The sequence below is a fragment of the Streptomyces dengpaensis genome (assembly GCF_002946835.1).
Taxonomy (GTDB): domain Bacteria; phylum Actinomycetota; class Actinomycetes; order Streptomycetales; family Streptomycetaceae; genus Streptomyces; species Streptomyces dengpaensis.
The window spans coordinates 1,394,971-1,416,869 of the sequence record NZ_CP026652.1; the positions used below are offsets into that span (position 1 = coordinate 1,394,971).

19 protein-coding genes and 1 pseudogene are annotated in these 21,899 nt (G+C 71.6%); 4 read left to right on the forward strand and 16 right to left on the reverse strand.

Annotated features, from left to right (window positions below; all coding sequences use genetic code 11):
• Window positions 1–105: 105 nt before the first annotated feature.
• Window positions 106–906: an RNA polymerase sigma factor SigF gene (locus C4B68_RS06340; RefSeq protein WP_099498433.1), complete on the reverse strand. Its 801-nt coding sequence runs from the start codon at window positions 904–906 to the stop codon at window positions 106–108.
• A gap of 270 nt (window positions 907–1,176) precedes the next feature.
• On the opposite strand from C4B68_RS06340, the gene C4B68_RS06345 reads away from it, so the two are divergent.
• Both C4B68_RS06345 and C4B68_RS06350 read left to right on the forward strand, forming a co-directional pair.
• Window positions 1,177–1,554: a DUF2795 domain-containing protein gene (locus C4B68_RS06345; protein ID WP_099498434.1), complete on the forward strand. Its 378-nt coding sequence runs from the start codon at window positions 1,177–1,179 to the stop codon at window positions 1,552–1,554.
• Between the two features lie 90 nt (window positions 1,555–1,644).
• Window positions 1,645–2,187 carry a type 1 glutamine amidotransferase domain-containing protein gene (locus tag C4B68_RS06350; RefSeq protein ID WP_099498435.1) on the forward strand — a complete coding sequence of 181 codons (543 nt, stop codon included), beginning with the start codon at window positions 1,645–1,647 and terminating at the stop codon, window positions 2,185–2,187.
• 38 nt (window positions 2,188–2,225) lie between these two features.
• Here C4B68_RS06350 and C4B68_RS06355 read toward each other — a convergent pair whose 3' ends face one another.
• The 3 genes from C4B68_RS06355 to C4B68_RS06365 form a co-directional block, all read right to left on the reverse strand.
• Window positions 2,226–2,804, reverse strand: coding sequence for a TIGR03086 family metal-binding protein (locus C4B68_RS06355; protein ID WP_099498979.1), 579 nt, complete (start codon window positions 2,802–2,804; stop codon window positions 2,226–2,228).
• On the reverse strand, window positions 2,801–3,043 hold the full coding sequence (locus tag C4B68_RS06360) for a DUF6158 family protein (protein ID WP_099498436.1): 243 nt from the start codon (window positions 3,041–3,043) through the stop codon (window positions 2,801–2,803). The genes C4B68_RS06355 and C4B68_RS06360 overlap by 4 nt, the downstream gene beginning before the upstream one ends.
• Window positions 3,044–3,244: 201 nt before the next feature.
• Complete coding sequence (locus C4B68_RS06365; protein ID WP_099498437.1) at window positions 3,245–4,864, reverse strand: ATP-binding cassette domain-containing protein; 1,620 nt, start codon at window positions 4,862–4,864, stop codon at window positions 3,245–3,247.
• Between the two features lie 241 nt (window positions 4,865–5,105).
• On the opposite strand from C4B68_RS06365, the gene C4B68_RS06370 reads away from it, so the two are divergent.
• Window positions 5,106–5,927 (forward strand): class I SAM-dependent methyltransferase, encoded by an 822-nt coding sequence (locus C4B68_RS06370; RefSeq protein WP_099498438.1) that lies wholly within the window; start codon window positions 5,106–5,108, stop codon window positions 5,925–5,927.
• A 74-nt stretch (window positions 5,928–6,001) separates the two neighbouring features.
• Here C4B68_RS06370 and C4B68_RS06375 read toward each other — a convergent pair whose 3' ends face one another.
• Entirely contained in the window at window positions 6,002–7,849 is a 1,848-nt protein-coding gene (locus tag C4B68_RS06375) for a transketolase (RefSeq protein WP_099498439.1), read from the reverse strand.
• Window positions 7,850–8,234: 385 nt separating this feature from the next.
• Here C4B68_RS06375 and C4B68_RS06380 point away from each other — a divergent pair, with 385 nt between their 5' ends.
• Complete coding sequence (locus tag C4B68_RS06380) at window positions 8,235–8,588, forward strand: VOC family protein (protein WP_099498440.1); 354 nt, start codon at window positions 8,235–8,237, stop codon at window positions 8,586–8,588.
• Between the two features lie 132 nt (window positions 8,589–8,720).
• Here C4B68_RS06380 and C4B68_RS06385 read toward each other — a convergent pair whose 3' ends face one another.
• The 11 genes and pseudogenes from C4B68_RS06385 to C4B68_RS06435 form a co-directional block, all read right to left on the reverse strand.
• Window positions 8,721–10,694, reverse strand: coding sequence for a DUF5107 domain-containing protein (locus C4B68_RS06385; RefSeq protein ID WP_099498441.1), 1,974 nt, complete (start codon window positions 10,692–10,694; stop codon window positions 8,721–8,723).
• A 221-nt stretch (window positions 10,695–10,915) separates the two neighbouring features.
• Window positions 10,916–11,449, reverse strand: a pseudogene (locus tag C4B68_RS06390) (GNAT family N-acetyltransferase); the annotation flags it as partial.
• 42 nt (window positions 11,450–11,491) lie between these two features.
• Window positions 11,492–12,427 carry a S66 peptidase family protein gene (locus C4B68_RS06395; RefSeq protein WP_167459019.1) on the reverse strand — a complete coding sequence of 312 codons (936 nt, stop codon included), beginning with the start codon at window positions 12,425–12,427 and terminating at the stop codon, window positions 11,492–11,494.
• Window positions 12,428–12,470: 43 nt separating this feature from the next.
• Complete coding sequence (locus C4B68_RS06400) at window positions 12,471–14,444, reverse strand: prolyl oligopeptidase family serine peptidase (RefSeq protein WP_099498443.1); 1,974 nt, start codon at window positions 14,442–14,444, stop codon at window positions 12,471–12,473.
• 9 nt (window positions 14,445–14,453) lie between these two features.
• Window positions 14,454–15,821 (reverse strand): M20/M25/M40 family metallo-hydrolase, encoded by a 1,368-nt coding sequence (locus C4B68_RS06405; RefSeq protein ID WP_240634197.1) that lies wholly within the window; start codon window positions 15,819–15,821, stop codon window positions 14,454–14,456.
• Entirely contained in the window at window positions 15,814–16,647 is an 834-nt protein-coding gene (locus C4B68_RS06410) for a M55 family metallopeptidase (RefSeq protein WP_099498444.1), read from the reverse strand. The genes C4B68_RS06405 and C4B68_RS06410 overlap by 8 nt, the downstream gene beginning before the upstream one ends.
• Before the next feature lie 256 nt (window positions 16,648–16,903).
• Window positions 16,904–18,145, reverse strand: coding sequence for a cytochrome P450 family protein (locus C4B68_RS06415; RefSeq protein ID WP_099498445.1), 1,242 nt, complete (start codon window positions 18,143–18,145; stop codon window positions 16,904–16,906).
• Window positions 18,142–19,155 carry an amidohydrolase family protein gene (locus C4B68_RS06420; protein WP_099498446.1) on the reverse strand — a complete coding sequence of 338 codons (1,014 nt, stop codon included), beginning with the start codon at window positions 19,153–19,155 and terminating at the stop codon, window positions 18,142–18,144. Before C4B68_RS06420 ends, C4B68_RS06415 begins: the two co-directional genes overlap by 4 nt.
• The gene (locus C4B68_RS06425; protein ID WP_099498447.1) at window positions 19,145–20,038 is read right to left on the reverse strand and encodes an NAD(P)-dependent oxidoreductase; all 894 of its coding nucleotides are present in this window, start codon (window positions 20,036–20,038) and stop codon (window positions 19,145–19,147) included. The genes C4B68_RS06420 and C4B68_RS06425 overlap by 11 nt, the downstream gene beginning before the upstream one ends.
• On the reverse strand, window positions 20,035–20,373 hold the full coding sequence (locus C4B68_RS06430; RefSeq protein ID WP_099498448.1) for an antibiotic biosynthesis monooxygenase family protein: 339 nt from the start codon (window positions 20,371–20,373) through the stop codon (window positions 20,035–20,037). Before C4B68_RS06430 ends, C4B68_RS06425 begins: the two co-directional genes overlap by 4 nt.
• Before the next feature lie 451 nt (window positions 20,374–20,824).
• Window positions 20,825–21,550, reverse strand: a complete 726-nt coding sequence (locus tag C4B68_RS06435) for a class I SAM-dependent methyltransferase (RefSeq protein ID WP_099498449.1) — start codon at window positions 21,548–21,550, stop codon at window positions 20,825–20,827.
• Window positions 21,551–21,899 lie beyond the last annotated feature (349 nt).

The window sequence follows — 21,899 nt, forward strand, 5'->3', positions numbered from 1 at the left end:
GTCGTACCCCTCGGGGCCCATCACAGCCCGCCCGGCGGCGCGGCGCGCGCGGCCGGGCACCATTCGCGCGACACAGACGCCCGAGCGGGTGACCCCGGACGGGTGTCAGGCCGCGTCGCGCATCACCTGGTCACGCAGCCGGTCGCAGCAGCGGCTGATCAGGCGGGAGACGTGCATCTGGGAGATGCCGAGCTCGTCGGCGATGCGGCTCTGCGTCATGTCGCCGAAGAAGCGCATGTAGAGGATGGCGCGTTCACGCTCGGGCAGGGCCCGCAGGCGGGGTTTGACGGCCTCGCGGTCGATGACGGTGTCGAGGGCCGGGTCGGGCGAGCCGAGGGTGTCGCCCAGCGAGTAGCCGTCCTCGGCGCCCGGGAGTTCGGCGTCCATGGAGAGCGCGGTGTAGCTCTCCATGGCCTCCAGGCCGGTGAGGACCTCCGCCTCGCTCATCCGGGCGTGCTCGGCGATCTCGGCGACGGTGGGCCCCCGGCCGGACACGGTCTGCGTCCGCGCCAGGTCCTGGCTGGCGAACCGCACCCGGTTGCGTAAGTCCTGGACCCGGCGCGGTACGTGCAGGCTCCACATGTGGTCACGGAAGTGGCGCTTGATCTCTCCGGTGACGGTCGGCACGGCGTAGCTCTCGAAGGCGCTGCCGAGCCCGGGGTCGTAGCGGTCGACGGCCTTGACCAGGCCGAGCGCAGCGACCTGGCGCAGATCCTCGTAACTCTCGCCGCGGCTGCGGAACCGCCCCGCGAGCCGTTCGGCCATCGGCAGCCAGGCCTCGACGATCTCCCCACGGAGTGCGTCGCGCTGCCGTCCCGGGGGGAGCGTGGCGAGCCTGCGGAATGCCTCCCCGGTGTCGGGGGCGTCGTCGTGCCGATGATGCTTCGCGCTCGCTTGAGTTCGCATGGTGCGTCGCAACTCCCTTGAAGGTGCCTTGGGTTGGACGGTCACCGTGGGAGCGCACCCGAGCGCCGGACGGGTACACCCGTGGCGCGGTTCACCGCTCCCGACGGAGGTGCCTCCTGTCCGAAGCACTGGGAGTGCGCCTGCCCAAGGGCATACGGGGCAAACAAGGGCGACCGCGAGGGCGGGGCGGACGTGGGCGCGGCCGCGGAGCGACGTGTCGACGGCGGATTCACGGGTACACGACACCACCCCGAGCATCTGGAGGGAGTCATGGAGCGAGGAAGCGCCCGGATGAGCGCCCACCGGGACGACGAGATGAAGCAGGAACTACGAAGTCTGCTCACGTCCGGGCATCCCACCCGGACCGAGGAGTGGCACGACCCGGAGCCGACCGCCGAGGACGACCCGGAGGTCGCGGGCGGACCCGTGGCGCCGGGCCGCTCGGCCGCCTCCGTCGAGACGGTGCGGCTCGAACTGGCGCGGCTTCTGGGCCGTACGTCGTTCCCCGCGGGGCCCCGCGAGCTGATCGGCGTCCTGCGGGACAGGCACGCGCCGGACGTCTTCGTCGAAGCCCTGGAGCGCCTGCCGCACGAGGCGCGCTACACCACGGCGCACCAGCTGGCCGAAGCGGTCGTACGCGCGCGGTGAGCCGGCGGGCACGGGCGCCCGGCTCCAGCCGCACCGCCGGCCGGGAACGGCCGCCTCGACGCGCATCGACGGTCAGGGAAGGGAGCAGCCATGCGTATCGCGTTCCTGATGGCGCCGGTGGGCGTCGAGCAGATCGAACTCACCGAGCCCTGGCAGGCGGTGAAGAACGCGGGCGGCGAGCCCGTCCTGGTGTCCACGAAGCCGGGGCGGATCCAGGCGTTCCGCCATCTCGACAGGGCGGACACGTTCCCGGTGGACGAGGTCGTCGCCGAGGTGTCGGCCGAGGCCTTCGACGGGCTCGTGCTGCCGGGCGGTCTGGCCAACCCGGACGCCCTGCGGCTGGACGCGCGGGCCGTGTCCTTCGTACGCGACACCGTCGAGCGGGGCCGTCCGGTCGCCGCGATCTGTCATGCCCCCTGGACGCTCGTCGAGGCCGACGTGGTCCGGGGCCGGACCCTCACCTCCTGGCCGAGTCTGCGCACGGACGTCCGCAACGCGGGCGGCACCTGGGTCGACGAGCGGGTGCACGTCTGTGAGCAGGGGCCCAACACGCTGGTCACCAGCCGCAGGCCGGCCGATCTCAAGGCGTTCTGCGACGCGTTCCTGGCGGCCTTCGCGCGACAGGCGGCGTGACGGGGGCGAGGGCACACGGCAAGGGGCGGCGACCGCGCCTAGGGCGTACGCCCCATCAGGCACAGGAGCTTGGTCTGTACGTCGGCGCCGGGCGGCGGCTCGACCGGCGCGGCGAAGAGCCCGGTCTTGGCGAGGTCGGCGGCGTACGGCGTGACCTCGCGCACCGTGAAGCGCAGGAGGTCGTCCGGCAGCCGCTCGTCGGCGCCGATCGCATGGGACAGGTCCCAGGTGTGCACCGTCAGGTCGGCCACCATCTGGGAGCAGTAGAAGGCGGCCGTGGTGTCGGCGTACGAGAGACGGACGACGCGGTCGAGCGCGTCCGGCTCGGCGAAGGCGGCATGGGCGGCGTCCGCCGACCTGTCCCAGGCAGCGGCCGGATCGGAGCCCAGCACGTCGCCGTCGAAGGCATCGCCGATCTCCTCGACGGTGGCGCCGTCCCGGACCATCGCGGGGACCCACAGCTGTTCTGAGACGAGATGGCTGACGAGATCACGCACCGTCCAGTCGGTGCAGGGCGTGGGGGCGTTCCACTGGTCGTCCCGGACCGTGTGGACGCGGTCCCCGAACAGGGCGAGGGCCTCCGTGTGCCGGGTGAGCAGCGGGTTCGTGTCGGTCATGCCGGCGGCGTCTCGGCGCAGCACCGCTCCCGGGCCCCTTCACGGGTACGGGCGGCGGTGACAGGACGGCGCGGGTGACGGCGCAGGTACTCGCCCTCCAGCTGGGCCATGCGATGGTTGTGGGTCCGCAGCGCGTCGTTCGAACCGTGCAGCAGCGTGTCGTGGCGCGTGCGGTGGATGGTTTCCAGCTCTTTCATGAGCTGCTGGTCGTCCAGCCGGCCCGGGTCGACTCCGTTCATGGTGGTACCCCGCTCGTCGTGTCCTCGGTGCGGTCCGCGTACCCGCCCGCGAGCAGTGCCCCGAGCGAGGTCCGGGAGGGAGCCATGGATCTCACCTGTCTCCCCCCACTCTACGAACATCCGAGGCCCCGGGCTCTGCGAACGCCGGAGGCCGCGGGCCTCCTTAGGCGCCGGGAAGTGCCCGGAGTGATACGGCAGCGCCTAGCGGGCCCGCTCCACGCGGCGCTCGTCCCACACCGGCTCCTGGGTCTCGCGTACCCGGCCGTCGGAGCCGAGGACCAGATAGCGGTCGAAGGAGCGGGCGAACCAGCGGTCGTGGGTGACCGCGAGGACCGTGCCCTCGTACGCCTCCAGGCCCTCCTGGAGGGCCTCCGCGGACTCCAGGTCGAGGTTGTCCGTCGGCTCGTCCAGGAGCAGGGCCGTGGAGCCCTCCAGCTCCAGCAGGAGGATCTGGAAGCGGGCCTGCTGGCCGCCGGAGAGCCTTTCGAAGCGCTGCTCGGCCTGGGCGGTCAGCTCGTAGCGGCGCAGCCGGGACATCGCGGCCCCGCGGTCCTGGGAGTGCTCGGTCCACAGGATGTCGAGCAGGGTGCGGCCCTGCAGTTCCGGGTGGGCGTGCGTCTGAGCGAAGTGTCCGGGGACGACGCGGGCGCCGAGCTTCCACTCGCCCGTGTGCACCACGTCGTCGCCGGCGAGCAGCCGCAGGAAGTGCGACTTGCCGGAGCCGTTGGAGCCGAGGACGGCGACCCGTTCGCCGTAGAAGATCTCCAGGTCGAAGGGTTTCATCAGGCCGGTGAGCTCAAGTCCCTTGCAGGTGACGGCCCTTACGCCGGTACGGCCGCCCTTGAGCCGCATCCTGATGTCCTGCTCGCGCGGCGGCTCCGGAGGCGGTCCGGCCTCCTCGAACTTCCGCAGCCGGGTCTGCGCGGCCTGATAACGGGACGCCAACTCATGGCTGATGGACGCCGCCTGACGCAGACTCAGCACGAGCTTCTTCAGCTGGGCGTGCTTCTCGTCCCAGCGCCGCCGCAGTTCCTCGAAGCGCGCGAACCGCTCCCGCCGCGCCTCGTGATACGTCTCGAACCCGCCGCCGTGCACCCAGGCGTCCGCGCCGGTCGGACTGGGCTCGACACTGACGATCTTCTCGGCGGCGCGGGCGAGGAGCTCGCGGTCGTGCGACACGAAGAGGACGGTCTTGCGGGTCTCCTTGAGCCGCTCCTCCAGCCAGCGCTTTCCCGGTACGTCGAGGTAGTTGTCCGGCTCGTCGAGCAGCAGCACCTCGTCGGTGCCGCGCAGCAGGGCTTCCAGCACGAGCCGCTTCTGCTCTCCTCCGGAGAGCGTGCGCACCAACCGCCACTGCGCCTTCTCGTACGGGACACCGAGCGCGGCCATCGTGCACATGTCCCAGAGCGTCTCGGACTCGTATCCGCGCACCTCGGCCCAGTCGGACAGGGCCTGCGCGTAGCGCAGCTGCGCGGCCTCGTCGTCGACCGTCATGATCGCGTGCTCGGCCGCGTCCACGGCCCTCGCGGCCTCCTGGATCCGGGGCGGAGCCACGGACACCAGCAGCTCTCGTACGGTCGTCTCGTCCCGTACGGATCCCACGAACTGCCGCATCACGCCCAGGCCGCCGCCTACGGTGACGGTTCCGCCGTGCGGCTTCAGCTCTCCCGAGATCAGCCGGAGCAGCGTGGTCTTCCCGGCCCCGTTGGGCCCCACCAGGGCCACCACGGCGCCTTCCCCCACCCGAAACGACACGTCGCCGAGCAGCGCCCTCCCGTCGGGAAGGTAGTACTCCAAATGCGCGGCTTCGAGGTGTCCCATGAGGCGGCATTCTCCGCGAGCCCGGGGTCACGGGGCAAACGCGTATCCGGCGGGCCCGGCCTTGCGGGGTCTCGCCCCCTCCGCCCCTACCCTCCCCCGCTCGAGCGAAGCCGAGAGTCGGGGAGGGTAGGGGCGGAGGGGGCGAAAAACCCACCGCTGCGTCCACATAGCGAGACTTAGGTCTCAACATTCGACATGTCGGCGTACCGTGAGCGCGTAACCGACGACAAGGGGACCGGCCATGCCGAAGTCGCAGGAGACCGCCGTCTACACGCACGGCCACCACGAGTCCGTGCTGCGCTCGCACACCTGGCGCACCGCCGCCAACTCGGCGGCCTACCTGCTCGGCTCGCTGAAGCCCCACATGAAGATCCTGGACATCGGCTGCGGCCCGGGCACCATCACCGCCGACCTGGCGGAACTGGTCCCCGACGGGCAGGTCACAGGCGTCGACCGCGCGCCGGCCATCCTGGACCAGGCACGGACCGTGGCGGCCGAACGCGGCCTGGACAACGTCGAGTTCGCCGTCGCGGACATCCACGCACTGGAGTACCCGGACGACGCCTTCTGCGTGGTCCACGCCCACCAGGTACTGCAGCACGTGGGCGACCCGGTGCAGGCGCTGCGCGAGATGCGCCGGGTGACCAAGCCCGGCGGGTTCATCGCGGTCCGCGATGCGGACTACTCGGCCATGGCGTGGTACCCGCGGTCGCGGGGCCTGGACGACTGGCAGGACCTGTATCTGCGGGTGGCCCGCGCCAACGGCGGTGAGCCGGACGCAGGGCGCCGTCTCAAGACGTGGGCGCTGGCGTCCGGCATCCGGAACATCACGGCCACGTCGAGCACCTGGACCTTCGCCACCGAGGACGAGCGCGCGTGGTGGAGCGGCCTGTGGGCCGACCGCACGCTGGCCCCGGCGTACGCGGAACGCGCCACGGAGGGCGGCCACGCGACGGCGGAGCAGCTGCGGGCCGTGTCGGACGCCTGGCGGGAGTGGGGGCGACAGGAGGACGGCTGGTTCAGCGTCCTGCACGGAGAGATCCTCTGCCGCAAGGACGCCTGAAGAGATCCTTTACCGCAAGGACGTCTGATCGGTCAGCACGCGATGGTGATCGATCACGACGCGACGATGATCGGTCAGGGCACGATGGCCGTCTCCACCAGCAGCCGCGCCGCCGCGGCGATCGACTCGGCGTCGATACCCGCGGCATGCAGTTGCTCGGCGGGCGTCGCCGAGCCCGGCATCGTCCGCACGGCGAGGCGCACCAGGCGCGGTACGGGGCGGCCGTCGACGAACGCGTCGAGGATCGCGTCACCGAGGCCGCCCTCCTCGCGGTGGTCCTCGACGCTGAGGAGGCAGCCGGTGTGTTCGGCGGCCTCGCGCAGGGTGGCGCGGTCCACGGGTTTCACCGAGTAGAGGTCGATGACCCGGACCGGGATGCCCTCGCGTTCGAGCGACTCGGCGGCGGCCAGCGCCTCGTGGACGGTGACGCCCGCCGCGACGATGGTCAGCCGGTCCTCGCCGGAGGCGCGCAGCACCTTGCTGCCGCCGACCGGGAACTCCTCGGTGGGGCTGTAGATGACGGGGGTGGCCCCGCGCGAGGTGCGCAGATAGCGGATGCCCTCCAGACCCGCCATCGCGGCGACGAGCTTCGCCGCCTGGTTGGCGTCGCACGGGTACAGCACGGTCGAGTCGTACACCGTACGGAACATCGCCAGGTCCTCCAGGCCCATCTGGGACGGCCCGTCCTGGCCGATCGAGACACCCGCGTGCGAGCCGACGAGGTTGATGCCGGCGCCGCTGATCGCGGCCATGCGGACGAAATCGTGGGCGCGGGTGAGGAAGGCGGCGAACGTCGACGCGTACGGCAACCAGCCGCGCGCGGCCATTCCGACCGCGGTCGCGGCCAGTTGCTGCTCGGCGATGTAGCACTCGAAGAAGCGGTCGGGGTGTTCCTTGGCGAAGAACTCGGAGCGCGTCGAGTCGCTCACCTCGCCGTCCAGGGCGACGACGTCACCGCGGGCGGTGCCGAGCGCGGCGAGCGCCTGTCCGTACGCGTCACGGGTGGCGACCTTGTCGCCGACGTCGTAGCGGGGCAGCTCGAGGTGGCCCGACCGTATGGCGTGCACCATCCGAGCGGCGGGCGGCTGCTGGACCTCCACACGCCGGTCGTGTACGCCGCCGAGTTCCGCGATCGCCTCCTCGGCGTCCGGCAGCGGTTTGCCGTGCAGGCCCTCGCGGTCCTGGACCGAGGCGACGCCCTTGCCCTTGAGGGTGCGGGCGAGAATCGCGGTCGGCTGTCCGGCGAGGGACTCGGCCTCGGCGTACGCGCGGTCGATGGCCTCGACGTCGTGTCCGTCGATCTCGATGGTGTGCCATCCGAAGGCCTGGAACCGGCGCGCGTAGGCGTCCAGGTCGTGTCCGTGCCGCGTCGGCCCGCGCTGCCCGAGCCGGTTGACGTCGACGATCGCGATGAGGTTGTCGAGATGCTCGTATCCGGCGTGTTCGGCGGCCTCCCACACGGAGCCCTCGGCGAGCTCGCTGTCTCCGCACAGCACCCAGACGCGGTATCCCGTATGGTCCAGCCGCTTCCCGGCCAGCGCGATGCCGACCCCGACGCCCAGCCCCTGACCGAGGGAGCCGGTGGCCGTCTCGACCCACGGCAGCCGCCGGGGCGTCGGATGCCCTTCGAGGCGGCTGCCCAGCTTGCGGAAGGTGAGCAGTTCGGTCTCGCTGATCGCCCCCGCCGCCTTGTACGCGGCGTACAGCAACGGTGAGGCGTGCCCCTTGGAGAGCACGAAACGGTCGTTTCCGGCGTGCTGCGGCCGTTCGAAGTCGTAGCGCAGATGGTGGGCCAGCAGCACCGCCATCAGATCCGCGGCCGACATCGAGGACGTGGGGTGCCCGGACCCCGCCGCGGCGGCCGCCCGAACACTGTCGACACGCAACTGCTGTGCAAGATCAGTCAGTTGACGGATTTTCATGACTCTCCTTCCGGGCGGCCCGCGTGCGCGCACGGTCGGATTCCGGAAGTGGTTCGGATTCCGGAAGTGGTTCGGATCTCGGAAAGGGTCCGGATTCCGGGAGTGGTTACAGAAGGTAGCCGGTCAGCTTCAGCAGAGTGATGTCGGCTCACGTTCGTCTCGCCTCCGGCGCTGTCGCTCGGGCGGGGCTTTCCGCGTCCCCCCGGTCAGGGCACCCAAACCCGCGGCGCCTCCGATGTTTCGCGCGACCATCCGGGGTAACCCGGTCCGCGCGGCTCTCGGTCCAGACGGCGTCTCCTCTCCCGGTCGCTGGGCCGAGCTCGGTTTCGTCCCCGTCCCTCCGAAACGATCACGTCTCCCGCAGGACCCAACTAGGCTCCTGCTCATGGAGATTCTGGGAGCCACGCTGCGTATCTGCGTCGACGACCTGGAGGCCTCGGTCCCCTTCTACGAGAGACTCGCGGGCGGGCGCGCCCTGCGCTTCGAGCGGGGTGGCGTCTCCGTCGCCGCGGTCGGTTGTTTCCTGCTGATGAGCGGGCCCGAGGCCGAGCTGGACGTCCTGCGCAAGGTCGCCGCCACCATTGCCGTCACGGACGTCGACGAGGCCCACCGCGTCCTGAGCGAATCGGGCGCCCGCGTTCTGGCGGGCCCGGTCGCGACCCCGGCCGGCCGCAACCTGATCGCTCTGCATCCCGACGGGTCGGTGTACGAGTACGCGGACCGCCGGGCGGCGGAGTAGCCGGGCCGGGTTTTTTTCGCCCCCTCCGCCCCTGCCGGCAAGAATTCAGCCCCTCCGGCGTTTGAGGAGCGGGGTCTGGGGCGGAGCCCCAGGGACGGGCAGGGGCGGAGGGGGCGAAAACACGCTCCGGCCTCAGCCCGCCGACGGCCTCATCCGGAAGTCGTACCGCCCCGGCAACGGCTCGTCCGTAACCCGCTCCCACAGCGAAGAAATCGCCTCGTCCCCCTCCCTCAGATCCGCGACTTCGAACCCCGCGTCGAAAACGCCCCGAGCCGCCCCCGCGTCCCCCTCCGCCAGAAGCAACCGCGCCTCAAGAAGCCGGAATCGACCCCGCGCCCGAGTAGCGGGCAGCAGCCGTTCCCAGGCGCCCCGCGCGTCCGCCACCCGCCGCACCGCGAGCAACGCCTCCACGGCCTCCCGCCCCAGCGCGGCGGTCGCCGCGGTCCACACTTCCCCGGCGTCCCGCCGCTCCCGGCACAGATCGTCGAAGGCCTCGGCATAGCGGTCGGCGGCCCGCTCCCGGTTGCCCGCCTCCTGGTCGGCGACGGCGAGGCAGCGCAGCAACGGCCAGAGGGACGGCGCGAGTTCGAGCGCCCGCTCCCAACTCCGTACGGCCTGCGCCAGATCACCCGCGTGCCACTGGGCCACCCCGAGGTGGTACTCGGCGAGCGGCACGGCGGGCGCGGTCTCCAGCATGTCCCGCCAGTGCGGCGCGACCAGGGTCTCGCCGGGCGGACCGACCCGCCGCGGCTCGGGAAACGCACCGGACCGCAGCAACTCCAGCCACGGCGCCTGCGCCTCACCGAGCGTGGACTCGTCGAAGGGCGTACCGGGCAACTTGTAGGCGGCCCGCAGCACTTCGAGCGCACCCCAGCCAGACCCGGCGGCGAGCACCTCGCCGGGTTCGGCGTCGGCGTGCGGCAACCAGGCGTCGTACGCGGCCTCGACGTCACTCCGCGGAAGGGATGCCTCGAGCCGGGCCTCCGTCTCCGCCCGCGCCGCCTCCCAGTCCGCCCCGTGCACGGCCTCCGCGTTCGCGGTCAGCGGCCCGTACGCCTCCAGCCACGAAACATCGCTCTCCGCGTCGAGCCGCACGTGTTCGAGCTGCGTGCGCGCGAGCCCGGCCTGGATCTCGCAGTATCCGCCGGTCCCCGGCTCGGTGAGCCACTCCTGCCAGCGCCGGCCTCCCGGACCGGAGCCCCAGACGAACAGCTTGCGCCCGCGCAGCACGTCGGTGGACGTCTGCACGAGTCCGTCGCCCGCGTCGTCGAGCGCGGCGATCCAGCGACGCCGCCCGTCGGGCACCTCGTAGAAGTAGTCGGCGGGGTAAGGGCTGTTGAGCGGATAGGAACGGTCGCGTTCGCCGTACGACGGCACAGGCACCCGCCGCAGCCTTCGCTCGTAGCCGAAGTGCCAGGCCTCCTCGGCCGGCGCCAGCACCCTGCGCTCCTCGGGCACCGCGATGTTGGACCACCAGTACACGGGCGCGGGTTTCTCGTGCGGATTGCGGACGCGTACGCCGACGTACAGGAAGTCGGAGCCGTCCGGCAGCCACAGGTCGACCTGGAACGGAAGGTCGCGCAGCCGCTCCCATTCCCACAGGCGGAGCATCTCTCCGCCGCCGGGGGCGGGGACGCGGGCCGCGTGCACGGGCGAGCAGGACAGGGTGGTGTGGCCCGTCGCGCCGATGTTCCACTCGATGCCGCCGGAGAACCAGGCGCCGTTGAGGGCGAAGCAGGCGGGCTGCAACACCGGGTTGCGGTAGAGGAGTTCGCGCTCCGAGGGCTTGTGGAAGAGCGAGACGACACGGCCTCCGTAGCCGGGCAGCACGGTGACCCGCAGCCGGTCGTTCTCGAGCACGATCGTGTCGGTCTCGCGGGACGTCCGCCGTCTGTCGTACCCGTCCCGGACGCGTTCGGGCAGTACGCTGCGCAGCGGCTCGTACGCGATCTGCCGGGCCATGTCGCGCGGCAGACCCTCCCGGTCCCGTTCGTCGATGCGGTGCATCTCGTCGAGGGGCCGCAGCGGCGGCAGCGGGTTGTTCGGACCCAACTCGGCCGCGGGAAGCATCAGTACGTCACGTCGGATCGTCGTCACGATGACCATGCAACATGCTCTTCGAGCAGCTGACCAGGGTCTCCGCTCGTCAGGATCCGGTCATGATTCCGCAAAACCGCAGAGGACGGCGTCCGGCGGGTCTCCGGTCAGGACTCCGCGGTCGTCTTCCCGGCCGACTTCCCGGCCGACTTCCCGGCCGACTTCCCGGCCGACTTCCCGGCCGACTTCCCGGCCGACTTCCCGGCCGACTTGCCGGCCGACTTGCCGGTCATCTCCTTGGTGATGGCCCACCGCTCGTGGTCCCGCCAGGCCCCGTTGATGTAGATGAAGTCCGGTGAGAAGCCCTCCAGCCGGAAGCCGCAGCGCTCGGCGAGTGCGATGGAGGCGGTGTTCTGCGGCTGTGCGTTGATTTCGAGCCGGTGCAGTCCCATCGGGCCGAAGGCGTACCGCACGACGAGCCCGAGCCCCTCGGTCATCAGCCCGCGCCCGGCGGCGTGCGCGAAGGCGCCGTACCCCAGCGCCCCGCACAGAAAGCCGCCCTCCACGATGTTGTTGATGTTGATGAACCCGGCGATGCCCCCGCCGTCCCGCTCGCAGACGAGGAACCCGGCCTTCGTCGGATCCTCGATGAGCCGCGCCGCGTAAGCGGCATAGCCCTCGGCGCTGCCGGGCGGGAAGAGCCACGGATGATGCAGGTCCTTGCTCTCCCGGACCCGGGCGGTGAACTCCGCGCCGTCCTCGTAGGTGAAGTGCCGGATGCCCACGCGGGGACCTGCGGCGAGATAACCAACGTTCTCAGGCATCCTGTCACCCTACGCGACCGCGCGCTCAGCCCCCGCCCGCCGCTAGGCGAGCGCCGGTTCGTCCAGGGTCAGCGTCCCCGCGTCCGCGTCCAGTTCGGCCCTCACCCCGAACGGAATCGTCAGCGCCCCCTCGCAGTGGCCGAAACCGAGGTGCTCGACGACGGGCACGCCGAGACCGCCGAGCCGGTCGGCGAAGACCGCGCGCAGCCCCTCGTACGGACCGCAGTCCACCCAGGAACCGAGCGCGATCCCGGCGACGCCGTCGAGCCAGCCGGCCCGCAGCAGCTGGGTCAGGATCCGGTCGAGGCGGTACGCCTCCTCGCCGATGTCCTCGATCAGCAGCAGCCCGCCCCGGGCGGAGGCGCGGGCGTGCGGCGTGCCGAGGTCGGCGGCGAGCAGGCTCACGCAGCCGCCGAGGGTGATGCCCCGGGCCCGCCCGGGCACCAGGGCGGCAGTCCCGCTCGATGCGATGGTCCGCACCGATTCGGGCTCGAAGAGCGTCGCCCGCAGATGCTCCTGCGCCAAGGTGTTCTTGACGAAGTCGAGGGCCCCCACCATCGGCCCGTGCAGGGTCGCGAGCCCCAGGCGGGTCGCGAACGCCTCGTGCAGCGCCGTGATGTCACTGAACCCGACGAACACCTTGGGTCCCGCGGCCCGCAGGGCGTCCCAGTCGAGGAGGTCGACCATGCGCTGCGCGCCGTATCCGCCGCGGGCGCACAGCACCGCGTCGACGTCCGGATCGCACCAGGCGGCCTGGAAGTCGGCGGCCCGGTGCGCGTCGGTACCGGCCAGATAGGGGAACTCGGTGTGCCGGTCCAGGACATGGGGTGCCACCACCGGGTCGAGGTCCCAGCCGCGCAGGATGTCGAGGCCCGCCTGGAGCCGCTCCTCGGGCACGGGCCCGCTGGGCGCGACGACGGCGACGCGGGCACCTGCGGCGAGCCGCGCGGGTCGGGTCAGGGGGGTCGGTGAGGTCACTCGGCGTGCTCCGGTTTCCGGTCGAATTCCAGCTCGCTGGGCTTCACTTGGCCAGCTCCAAGGTAGGGATGCCGGGCGGGTTAAGCCCGAAGACCTGTGCGTACAGCGAGAGTTCCGACTCCAGGACCCGCACCATCGTCTCGGCCCGTCGGAAGCCGTGCCCCTCGCCCTCGAAGGCGATGTAGGCGTGCGGAACGCGCCGGCCATGCTGCTCCAGCCTGGCGAGGAACCGCTCGCACTGCACGGGCGGGCAGATGGCGTCGTCGAGCCCCTGGAGCAGCAGGAAGGGGGCGGTGATCCGGTCGGCCTGCTCGGTGGGCGAGCGCTGTGCGTACCGTCCGGGCACTTCCGCGAGCGGTCCGACCAGTGTCTCCAGGTACCGCGACTCGAAGTCGTGCGTCTCGCCCGACGCCCATCCGGTGAGGTCGAGGATCGGGTAGATGATCGTGCCGCAGGCGTACACATCGGTGCTCGTCAGGGACGCGGCCGTCGTCCAGCCGCCCGCGCTGCCCCCACGGATGGCGAGCCGCCGCCGGTCGGCGGTGCCCTCCTCGGCGAGCGCGAGCGCGACGGCCGCGCAGTCCTCGACGTCGACGACGCCCCACTGCTCGCGCAGCCGGTTGCGGTACTCCCGCCCGTGGCCCGTCGATCCCCCGTAGTTGACCTCCGCGACGCCGATCCCGCGTGAGGTGAAGTAGGCGATCTCCAGGTCGAGGACGAGGGGCGCGCGGCCGGTGGGACCGCCGTGCGCCCACACGACGTACGGCGGCAGCTCGTCGCCCGAGGCGGCGTGGCCGGGGTGGTGCGGTGGGTAGACGTGCGCGTGGATCTCGCGCCCAGCGGGCCCGCTGAAGGTGCGGATCTGCGGCTCCGGGTAGTACGCGGGGTCCACCGGGTCGTCGTGCGCGGCGCCGATCACCCGGGCCCGCCCGGTGCTGGCGTCCAGTTCGACGACCTCATAGGCGCTGCGGGGGCTGGCCCCGACGCCCACGACCCTGCTTCCGTGCGCGGCGAACGCCGGGGCGAACTCGCTCCACGGGCCCGCGGCGTCGACGACCTCACCGGTCTCCGGGTCCAGTATCCCGAGCGCGGTGGCGCCGCGCCCGTGCACGACGGCGATCAGCCCGCTGTCCAGCGGCGCGAACCAGCGGTACCCGATCTTCCACAGCGCGCCGCCGAACTCCTCCTCGCGCGGGCAGACAGCCGTATCCTCGCCGTCCCGGCCGAGCCGGTACAGGTTCCACCAGCCGGTGCGGTCGCTGACGTACAGCAGGGTGCCGTCGGGGGCCCAGTCGGCCTGGACGACGGACTCCTCCGGGCCGCCCGCGACGGACCGCGCGGCGCGCAGCGTGCCGTCCTCGGCGACGTCCGCGAGGATCACCTCCGTCCCGTCCCACGGCATCCGCGGGTGGTCCCAGGCGAGCCACGCCGCCTGCCGGCCGTCGGGGGAAAGCCGGGGGCCGGTGACGAACCGGTGCCGCCCGCCGGTCAGTTCCCGCACGGCCTCCCGGTCCCGCGCCGCCGATCCGTCCAACGGCACCGCGGCGAGCACCCGGCGTATGTCGCTCGGCCCCTCCCCGGTGAACTCCTCCAGGACGCACCACACTTCGCCGCGCTCCACCCGCACCTGCGGGTCCACCCAGCGCAGTCCGCCGCCCACGGACGAGACGGGGGTCAACGGGCGTGGTTCGGCGCCGGGTTCGAGGAGATACAGCCGCTGATCCGCGAAGTTGACGAAGACCACCAGGGGACCGTCGGGGCGCATGACCCCCGCCCATGGCTGACCGCCGTACTCGATGACGCGGCTGCGTACGTTCCAGGGGGCCGGCAGCACCGACTCCTCCGTGCCGTCGGCCCTCCGCCGTACGAGCGTGCGCCGTCCGCCTTCCGTGGGCCGGGGTCCGGTCCACCAGGCCTCGTCGCCGACGAAGCCCACGAACTCGGGGTGCCCGTCGTGCGCGGCGGCGAGCGTAGCGTCGATGGGCGAGGGCCACGAGCCGTACGCCGACGTCTGCATCTTGTCCCCCTAGGCCGTGCGCAGAAAGCGGTCGAGGACACGGACGCCGAAGTGGAGCGCCTCGACCGGCACGCGCTCGTCGACGCCGTGGAAGAGGGCCTGGTAGTCGAAGCCCTCCGGGAGCTTCAGCGGCGCGAATCCGTATCCGGTGATGCCGAGGCGCGAGAACTGCTTGGCGTCGGTGCCACCCGACATGCAGTACGGCACCACATGCCCCTCGGGCGCGAACTCCTCGACGGCCGCGCGCATCTTCGCGTACGTCGCCGAGTCCACCGGCGCCTGGAGGGCCACCTCGCGGTGGTGGAACTCCCAGTCCACGTCCGGTCCGGTGAGCCGGTCGAGGGTGGCGCGGAACTCGTCCTCGCAGCCGTGCAGATACCGGCCGTCCACGTACGCGACGGCCTCCCCCGGGATCACGTTGACCTTGTAACCGGCGCTCAGCATGGTCGGGTTGGCGCTGTTGCGTACGGTCGACTCGACGAGCGCGGCGGCGGGGCCGAGCTTCTTCAGAAGGCCGTCGACGTCGTCGAGGCCGGCGTCGACGCCGTACAGGGCCGCGAGTTCCGTGAGCGCCGCCCGTACGGTCGGGGTGAGCCGCAGGGGCCACGCGTACGACCCGATCCGGGTGATCGCGGCGGCGAGACGCGTCACCGCGTTGTCCAGGTTCACCTTGGAGCCGTGGCCCGCCCGGCCGTGCGCGGTGAGCTTGAGCCAGCCGGTGCCGCGCTCGCCCGCCGCGATCGGGTAGATCTGCCGCCCGCTGCCGTCGTGGAAGGTGAACGCCCCGGACTCGCTGACGCCCTCGGTGCAGCCCTCGAAGAGACCTGGGTGCTCGTCGGCGAGGAACCCCGAGCCGTCCTCGGCGCTCGCCTCCTCGTCGGCGGTGAACGCGATGACGATGTCACGGCGAGGACGCACTCCCTCGCGCGCCCAGTGGCGTACGACGGCCAGGATCATCGCGTCCATGTTCTTCATGTCGACCGCGCCGCGCCCCCACACGACGCCGTCGCGGATCTCCCCGGAGAACGGGTGCACGCTCCAGTCCTCCGCCTGCGCGGGCACGACGTCCAAGTGGCCGTGGACGAGCAGCGCGTCGGCGGACGGATCGGTTCCCTCGATGCGGGCGACGACGTTCGTACGCCCCTTCGTGCGCTCCAGGAGGGTGGGCTCCAGGCCCGCTTCGGCCAGCCGCGCGGCGGCGTACTCGGCGGCCGGGCGCTCCTGGCAGTCCCCGCCGCCCCGGTTGGTCGTGTCGATGCGGATGAGGTCGGAGGTGAACCGGACGACTTCGTCGAGAGCCAATGCGCTGTCTTCGCGAGCCTGCGCGTCTCCTTCGCGAGCCAGTGCGTCTTCCTCGCGAGCGAGTCCGTCAGCCATACTGCTCCTCCACCGCGGCCGAGACGATCGTGGTGACCGCCTTGAAGGTGCGAATCCCCTCGTACATGGTGTCGCTGGTGTACGCCACCTTCCGCTCCCCGATGCGCTCGACACCGGGCACGACGGTGGCGGCCATCGACAGGTGCTCGGCGTCGAACTCCACGGCGACGGTGAACGGCCCCCCGGCCACCAGTTCTTGACGCACCGCCAGGGACGCTGCCTCCTTGGCCGCGGCCCGGATGTCGGCGGCGGTCCTGGACGGCGTACGACACACGGCCGCGTAACGGGACACATGGTCCTTGACGGCGACCTTCAGCGCCTCGGGCGCGTACCCCAAGGCGTCCTCGCAGGCCACGTCGTCGCCGGTGACCAGGACGACCGGCACTCCGTACTCGGCGACGACGTGCGCGTTGAGCAGCCCCTCACTGGCCCGTACGTCGTTGACCCACACCCCAGTGATCGAGTTCGCTAGATAGGTGTGGGCGAGGACGCCCTCCATGCCGGCTCCCGCGTGATAGCCGACGAACGCGATGCCGTCCACGTCGTCGTGCTGCACGCCCTCCACCATGGACAGCGCCTTGTGCCGCCCGGTGAGCATCTCCGCTCGCTCGTCCAGCCGCTCCAGCAGAAGGTTCCGCATGGTCCAGTGCGCCTCGTTGATCAGCACCTCGTCGGCGCCGCCGTCGAAGAAGCCGAGCACGGCGGCGTTGACGTCCGAGGTGAACATCGAGCGGCACCGCTCCCACTGCGGAGTCCCCGGCAGCACGTCGGCCGGCCAGGTCACGCCCGTGGCGCCTTCCATGTCGGCGCTGATGAGGATTTTCACGACGCGCGGCCCCGTCGCGGGTCACAGGCTAGTCGTCCGGTCGGTGACACCGGTTTCCGGCGACACGCGGCGGTGGCGGAGATCTTCATGGTGGGTCACGTTACGCATCGACGGGGGGACTGTCACGAAGAGGTGAGGCGGTTCAGCCCCATTCCCCGCCCGGCACCGTGTGAACAAACGAAGCACCCTCTTGCTGACCGCACACAACAAACAAGGCCCAAGTCCGTGACCTGGGCCTTGTCCACCACCGCGTCGGTCACTTAGCGGGATCGAGCACGACCGGCAGCTCCGCGAGGCCGCGGAAGGCCGGGAAGGGAACCTGCAGCCATCGCGGTTCGCCGGCGGGGTCGGCCAGAGTCATCCTCGGGAACCGGTCGAAAAGGCCGGTGAGGGCCAGCTGCGCCTCCAGCCGGGCCAGCGGGGCCCCCAGACAGTAGTGGCTGCCGTGCCCGAACCCAAGGTGCGCGTCCTGCGCGTTCCCGGGGCGCATGACATCCAGCTCGTCCGGGGCATCGAACTTCAGCGGATCGCGGTTGGCCGAACTGAGCGCGATCTGGACCAGGGCGCCCTTCGGAATCCGCGTCCCGCCGTACTCCACGTCCTCAGTCGCGTAGCGGAACGTCGCGCTCTCCACGGAGCCGTCGTAGCGCACCAGTTCCTCGACCGCCGGGCGGATCAGCTCCGGGTTCTCCCGCACGGCGCGCAGCTGCGCGGGATGGGAAAGGAGGTGGTGGACGGCATTGCCGATGAGGTACGCGGTCGTCTTGTGGCCCGCGAACATCAGCAGGAACGCCGTGGAGACCAGCTCGTTCTCGCTGAGCCCGCCGTCGTTGTCCCGGACCGCGGTGAGCGCGCTCAGCAGATCGTCAGCCGGGCGGTCGCGCTTGGCCGCGATGAGGTCCGTGAAGTACGCGTGCAGATCTTCCTCCGCCTTCTGCTGGGCCCGCTTGGTCTCCTCGCTGAAGCCGGTCTGCGCCACCGTGGTGGACAGTTGCTGCATGTGCGACCGGTCCTGCGGCGGCACGCCCAGCAGGTCGCAGAGCACGATGATCGGCAGCGGGAACGCGAACGCGGGCAGCAGGTCGAAGGGCTCCCGGGCCGGGCACGCATCGAGCAGAGTCCCGGCGATGTCCTCGATCCGCGGCCCCAGCGCCTGCACGCGCCGCGGGGTGAACGCGGAGTTGACCAGCCTGCGCAGCCGGGTGTGCTTGGGCGCGTCCGAGTTGAGCATGTTGTCGTCCAGCGCGACGGACGAGTCACCGAAGATCCTCCGGTAGGCGTCCATGGCCCCGTACATGTCCTTGCTCAGCCGCGGATCCGACAGGGCGGCCCGCGCGTGCTCGTACCGGGTGATCAGGTAGGTCTCGTTGCCGTGCGGCGGTCTCATGGGGCAGACCGGCGCCGTTTCCCGGAGCTGGGCGTAGACCGCGTGAGGGTCGCGCCGGAACTCCGGGGTGCACCGCTCGGCTGCGGTGACGGCATCGTGCGTTGCGGTCATGGACGACTCCTCAGGTCGAAGACGGCCTCGGCATTGCCGCCGAGGATGAGCTGCTGGGATGCCCCGTCGACCGGCAGCTTCTCGATCATGCGGATGGAGTCCTCCAGCGGCGCCGCCATCGGCGGTGAGTCGGTGCCGAACAGCATCCGTTCGGGCCCCAGCACCTCTGCGTTCAGGCTCAGGTGCGCCGGGCTGAACGGGCTCGTGTCGACGTACATGCGCTGAAGCGCGGCGGCCGGGTCGGCCGTCGGTGCCTTGGCCGCCGCCGGGTCGGCCGCGGGCGCCTTGGCCGCCGAGGGGCCGGGGGCCGACGCGGGCCGCCCGGAGGGCGGCACGCCCCCGGCCCAGTGCCGGGGGCGCGCCGCCGTCTGCAGGCGCTCCGGCAGCAGCGCCATGGCGCCGCCGCCAGTTGCGCCGATCAGCCGCAGACCGGGGTATCTGTCCAGCCATCCCGCGAACGCGATCATGGCCATGCCCATGGTGATGTCGCCGAACCGGCCGATCTGCTCGACGAAGCCGGTCTCGTCGACCCGTTCGGTGCCGACCGGTTCGGCCGGTGCGTGCACCAGGACCGGCACCCCCGCCTCCGCGGCCAGCGCGAAGAAGGAGTCGGCACGCGGGGAGCCGAGCAGCTCTCCGTGGACGCTGGAGGTGGTGATCAGGCCGACGAAGGCGGGATCCGCCAGGGTCTCCCGCACCCCTTCGAGATGATCGTCGTCGCCGAACGGGTTGGCGTACACGTAACCGCGCAACTGGTCCGGGAACCTGCGGATCAGGCCCGACATCCACGCGTGGAAGCTGCGCAGCCGGTCGCGTGGTTGTGCGTAGTTGTCGACGCCCGGGACCCGCGCCATCGCGCCGGCGCCGACGGGGCTGCCGATGATGGTGAGATCAATGCCCGCCTGGGCGCGAGCGGCGAGCATGCCGTCGACGTCGGTCAGGCTCGGGGGCATGGGGAAGCGTTCGGCCGCCTCCGGTGGGGACAGATGCCCATGGATGTCAATGATCACGTGTCGCTTCCGGTTTCGGTGTGAGTACGCGGGTGACCGCGGCACAGTCCTGGTCGCCCAGTCCTTGCTCGGTGGCACGGACGTGGGTCTCTGCCGCGGCCGTCGCCAGCGGCAGACTCAGGCCGACTGCCGCTGCCTGCTTGGAAGCGAGCATGAGGTCTTTGGCCATCAGCCGCAGCCGGAAGTCCGGCTCCCCGAAGCGGCCGGAGGCCAGGCGCCGCGACTTGAACGCCATGACCGGCGAGGCGAAACCGCTGCCCGCGATCGTCTTGAGGACCAGCTGCCGGTCGAGTCCGCAGGCGGTGGCCAGTTCGGTGGCCTCGGCCAGGGCCTGCACCTCTATCCCCATCAGCAGGTTGAGGAGCAGCTTCATCCGCATGCCGGAACCGAGTGCGCCCAAATGGACGACCTCCTTGCCCAGCATCTCCAGCAGCGGCCGGCCGGCGTCGAACGCCCGCTGTTCGCCGCCGACGAACAGCCGCAGCTCGCCGACGCGGGCGTGGTCACGGTTGCCGAGCATGCCGACGTCCAGAACCCTGGGGACGTCCCCGGCGATCTGGACGACCTCTTCGGGGGCGACGGTGCTGGCGCAGATCAGGACACCGGGGTAGGGGCCCTTGGCCAGCACGCCGTCGGGTCCGCGCAGCACGGCGCCAAGGGCTTCGCCGTCGGCGACGGCGCAGATGGCGGCGCTCGTACCCGCGACGGCGTCGGCGGGGTGGGGCGCCACGATGGCGCCCGCCTCGGCAAGCGGTTCGGCCCGTTCCGCGGTGCGGTTCCAGACCCGGACCTGTAGTCCCTGGCCGAGGAGGCGGGCGGCCAGGCCGGCGCCCATCGCGCCGAGGCCGAGCACGGCGACGGGGCCGTTGGCTGTGCGCGTCATGACGACACCCCCAGGGTCTCCTTGACGACCCGGTACCGCAGTGACTGCGTCGAGTCGACCCACTGGCGCAGGGGAGCCACCAGTGCGCGGTGCTCCTCGCTCTGCTGCCAGGCGAAGAAGTGCTCGGCCGTCTTCCACTCGCTGGTGATCACCCACTGACGGGAGTCGTCCACGGGTTCTCCCAGCCTCTCGACGATGTGGCCCGGGGTGCGGGCGACAGACTTCCGGAGCTGGTCGTACAGATCGAGGAACCCTTGCTCGCCGCCCTCGATCACACGGACCGTGAAAACGACGCCCAGCTTCTCGGCCGAATGGCCCTTCTGTTCGGTGCCCATGTCTCCTCCTCGGGGTGAGATCCGGCAGGTCACCACCCCCACCGACTCATGAGCCCCGTTCGGACGCAACTCCGAATGGGGGACGGGCCAATGGGGACAAGGGGCTCACGCTTCGCCATTGGTCCCTTCGGGTGGGTGACGAGGCGTTCCGTTTCCCGGCTGTCGGACCCGGATGGCCTCACCCGAACGGGGCCCTGCCGTCCCCCTGTGAACGGGCCCTCGGATTACGCCCGATCGGGCGACGTTGAGGACGGCTCGGTGGCATCGCGGGCGCTTTACGCCTCATGGGTGACGCTGCGGGCCATGCGCATCCTGCCGCGCGCGTGAGGACGGCAGCCTCGGGTAACCGCTGCGCCGTGAGGCGGAGTCGGAGCGCGGATCGGCGTCCGGCGCCGGAACGGACGAAGGACCGGCCAGGCGGCTCCCCCCGAGGGAACCGCCTTGCCTTCGGTCAGTTGGCGCGCCCTGCCACGAGCCACCGGGACGGAAGTTCGATACGCGAGCCGTCGGCCGTGTACTCGGTCGTGACGAGCGGGAGTTCGCCGCTCGCGACGACCGTCAGGCCCGCGGCGCGCAGGTACTCGGGGACCGCGGCGTCCGCGACCTCGCCGGGGGCGATGCCGTGCCGGAAGACCGGAGCCAGCTTGGCGGGCGGGCCGTCGCCGCTCTGCGCCAGATCCCTCAGCACGAGACCGGCGGCCTCGGCGAGTTCGACGACGAACACCCGGCCGCGCTCCCCCGCCAGCGTCGCCAGGCCGTCCACCAACGGCTGCCGGTCGTCCGGCTCGGCCTGATGGAGCACCCCCCGCATATAGACGTTGGCGTCGCCGAGCTCCGCGTGCAGCGTCTCCGCCTCGGACTTCTCGGCCGCGTCGAGCAGCCGGTAGGCGGCCTGGCCCGCCGGGTCGGCATGGTGGGCGTGGTCGAGCGCGGCGGCGGAGAGGTCGGCGCCGACGACGTGCGGGAAGCGGTCGGCCAGGAAGCGGGTCTGGGTGCCGTTGCCGCAGCCGAGGTCCACGACGGGCAGGTCGCGGGCGGCCAGGTGCGGTTCGAAGAGGGCGAGGTGGACGCCCACGGTGAGCGTCGGCTCGGCGTCCCAGAAGACCGCCCCTTGCTCCTCAGGGGCCTCGCGCCAGAAGCTCTCCCAGGCTTCCCTGTACCGACTCGTCACGCTCATTGCCCGCTCCCCAGGTTGCGACCGCTGCCCGCCGGGACCTGGCGGGCCAGGTTCTGCCATCACACTCCCGTCGTCCGCCCGGAGGGCGGCAGACGGGAGTTTCGACGGCAGGGCCGAGATCGGTTTATCGCGCCCGGCGCGCGGCGACAAGCGCGCGGCGCGTTCCTTCACGGTCCGTTCGAGACCCGCGCGCCTTCGCACGCCGCCCGCGCCCCCTGCGCACCGGGCGACACGGCGGGGCTTCAGCCTCGCGGCAGCCGGACAGCCTCACCACAGCCGGCCGCCGACCCGGCGGCCGGTCAGCCTCGCCGCAGTCGGCCGGCGTCGCAGCGTTCGGTCAGCGAGGGTG

Excerpts from the sequence above, each read along its gene's own strand:
- C4B68_RS06340 (WP_099498433.1), bottom strand. The coding sequence starts at position 906 with ATGCGAACTCAAGCGAGCGCGAAGCATCATCGGCACGACGACGCCCCC.
- C4B68_RS06345 (WP_099498434.1), top strand. The coding sequence starts at position 1,177 with ATGGAGCGAGGAAGCGCCCGGATGAGCGCCCACCGGGACGACGAGATG.
- C4B68_RS06350 (WP_099498435.1), top strand. The coding sequence starts at position 1,645 with ATGCGTATCGCGTTCCTGATGGCGCCGGTGGGCGTCGAGCAGATCGAA.
- C4B68_RS06355 (WP_099498979.1), bottom strand. The coding sequence starts at position 2,804 with ATGACCGACACGAACCCGCTGCTCACCCGGCACACGGAGGCCCTCGCC.
- C4B68_RS06360 (WP_099498436.1), bottom strand. The coding sequence starts at position 3,043 with ATGAACGGAGTCGACCCGGGCCGGCTGGACGACCAGCAGCTCATGAAA.
- C4B68_RS06365 (WP_099498437.1), bottom strand. The coding sequence starts at position 4,864 with ATGGGACACCTCGAAGCCGCGCATTTGGAGTACTACCTTCCCGACGGG.
- C4B68_RS06370 (WP_099498438.1), top strand. The coding sequence starts at position 5,106 with ATGCCGAAGTCGCAGGAGACCGCCGTCTACACGCACGGCCACCACGAG.
- C4B68_RS06375 (WP_099498439.1), bottom strand. The coding sequence starts at position 7,849 with ATGAAAATCCGTCAACTGACTGATCTTGCACAGCAGTTGCGTGTCGAC.
- C4B68_RS06380 (WP_099498440.1), top strand. The coding sequence starts at position 8,235 with ATGGAGATTCTGGGAGCCACGCTGCGTATCTGCGTCGACGACCTGGAG.
- C4B68_RS06385 (WP_099498441.1), bottom strand. The coding sequence starts at position 10,694 with ATGGTCATCGTGACGACGATCCGACGTGACGTACTGATGCTTCCCGCG.
- C4B68_RS06400 (WP_099498443.1), bottom strand. The coding sequence starts at position 14,444 with ATGCAGACGTCGGCGTACGGCTCGTGGCCCTCGCCCATCGACGCTACG.
- C4B68_RS06405 (WP_240634197.1), bottom strand. The coding sequence starts at position 15,821 with ATGGCTGACGGACTCGCTCGCGAGGAAGACGCACTGGCTCGCGAAGGA.
- C4B68_RS06415 (WP_099498445.1), bottom strand. The coding sequence starts at position 18,145 with ATGACCGCAACGCACGATGCCGTCACCGCAGCCGAGCGGTGCACCCCG.
- C4B68_RS06425 (WP_099498447.1), bottom strand. The coding sequence starts at position 20,038 with ATGACGCGCACAGCCAACGGCCCCGTCGCCGTGCTCGGCCTCGGCGCG.
- C4B68_RS06430 (WP_099498448.1), bottom strand. The coding sequence starts at position 20,373 with ATGGGCACCGAACAGAAGGGCCATTCGGCCGAGAAGCTGGGCGTCGTT.
- C4B68_RS06435 (WP_099498449.1), bottom strand. The coding sequence starts at position 21,550 with ATGAGCGTGACGAGTCGGTACAGGGAAGCCTGGGAGAGCTTCTGGCGC.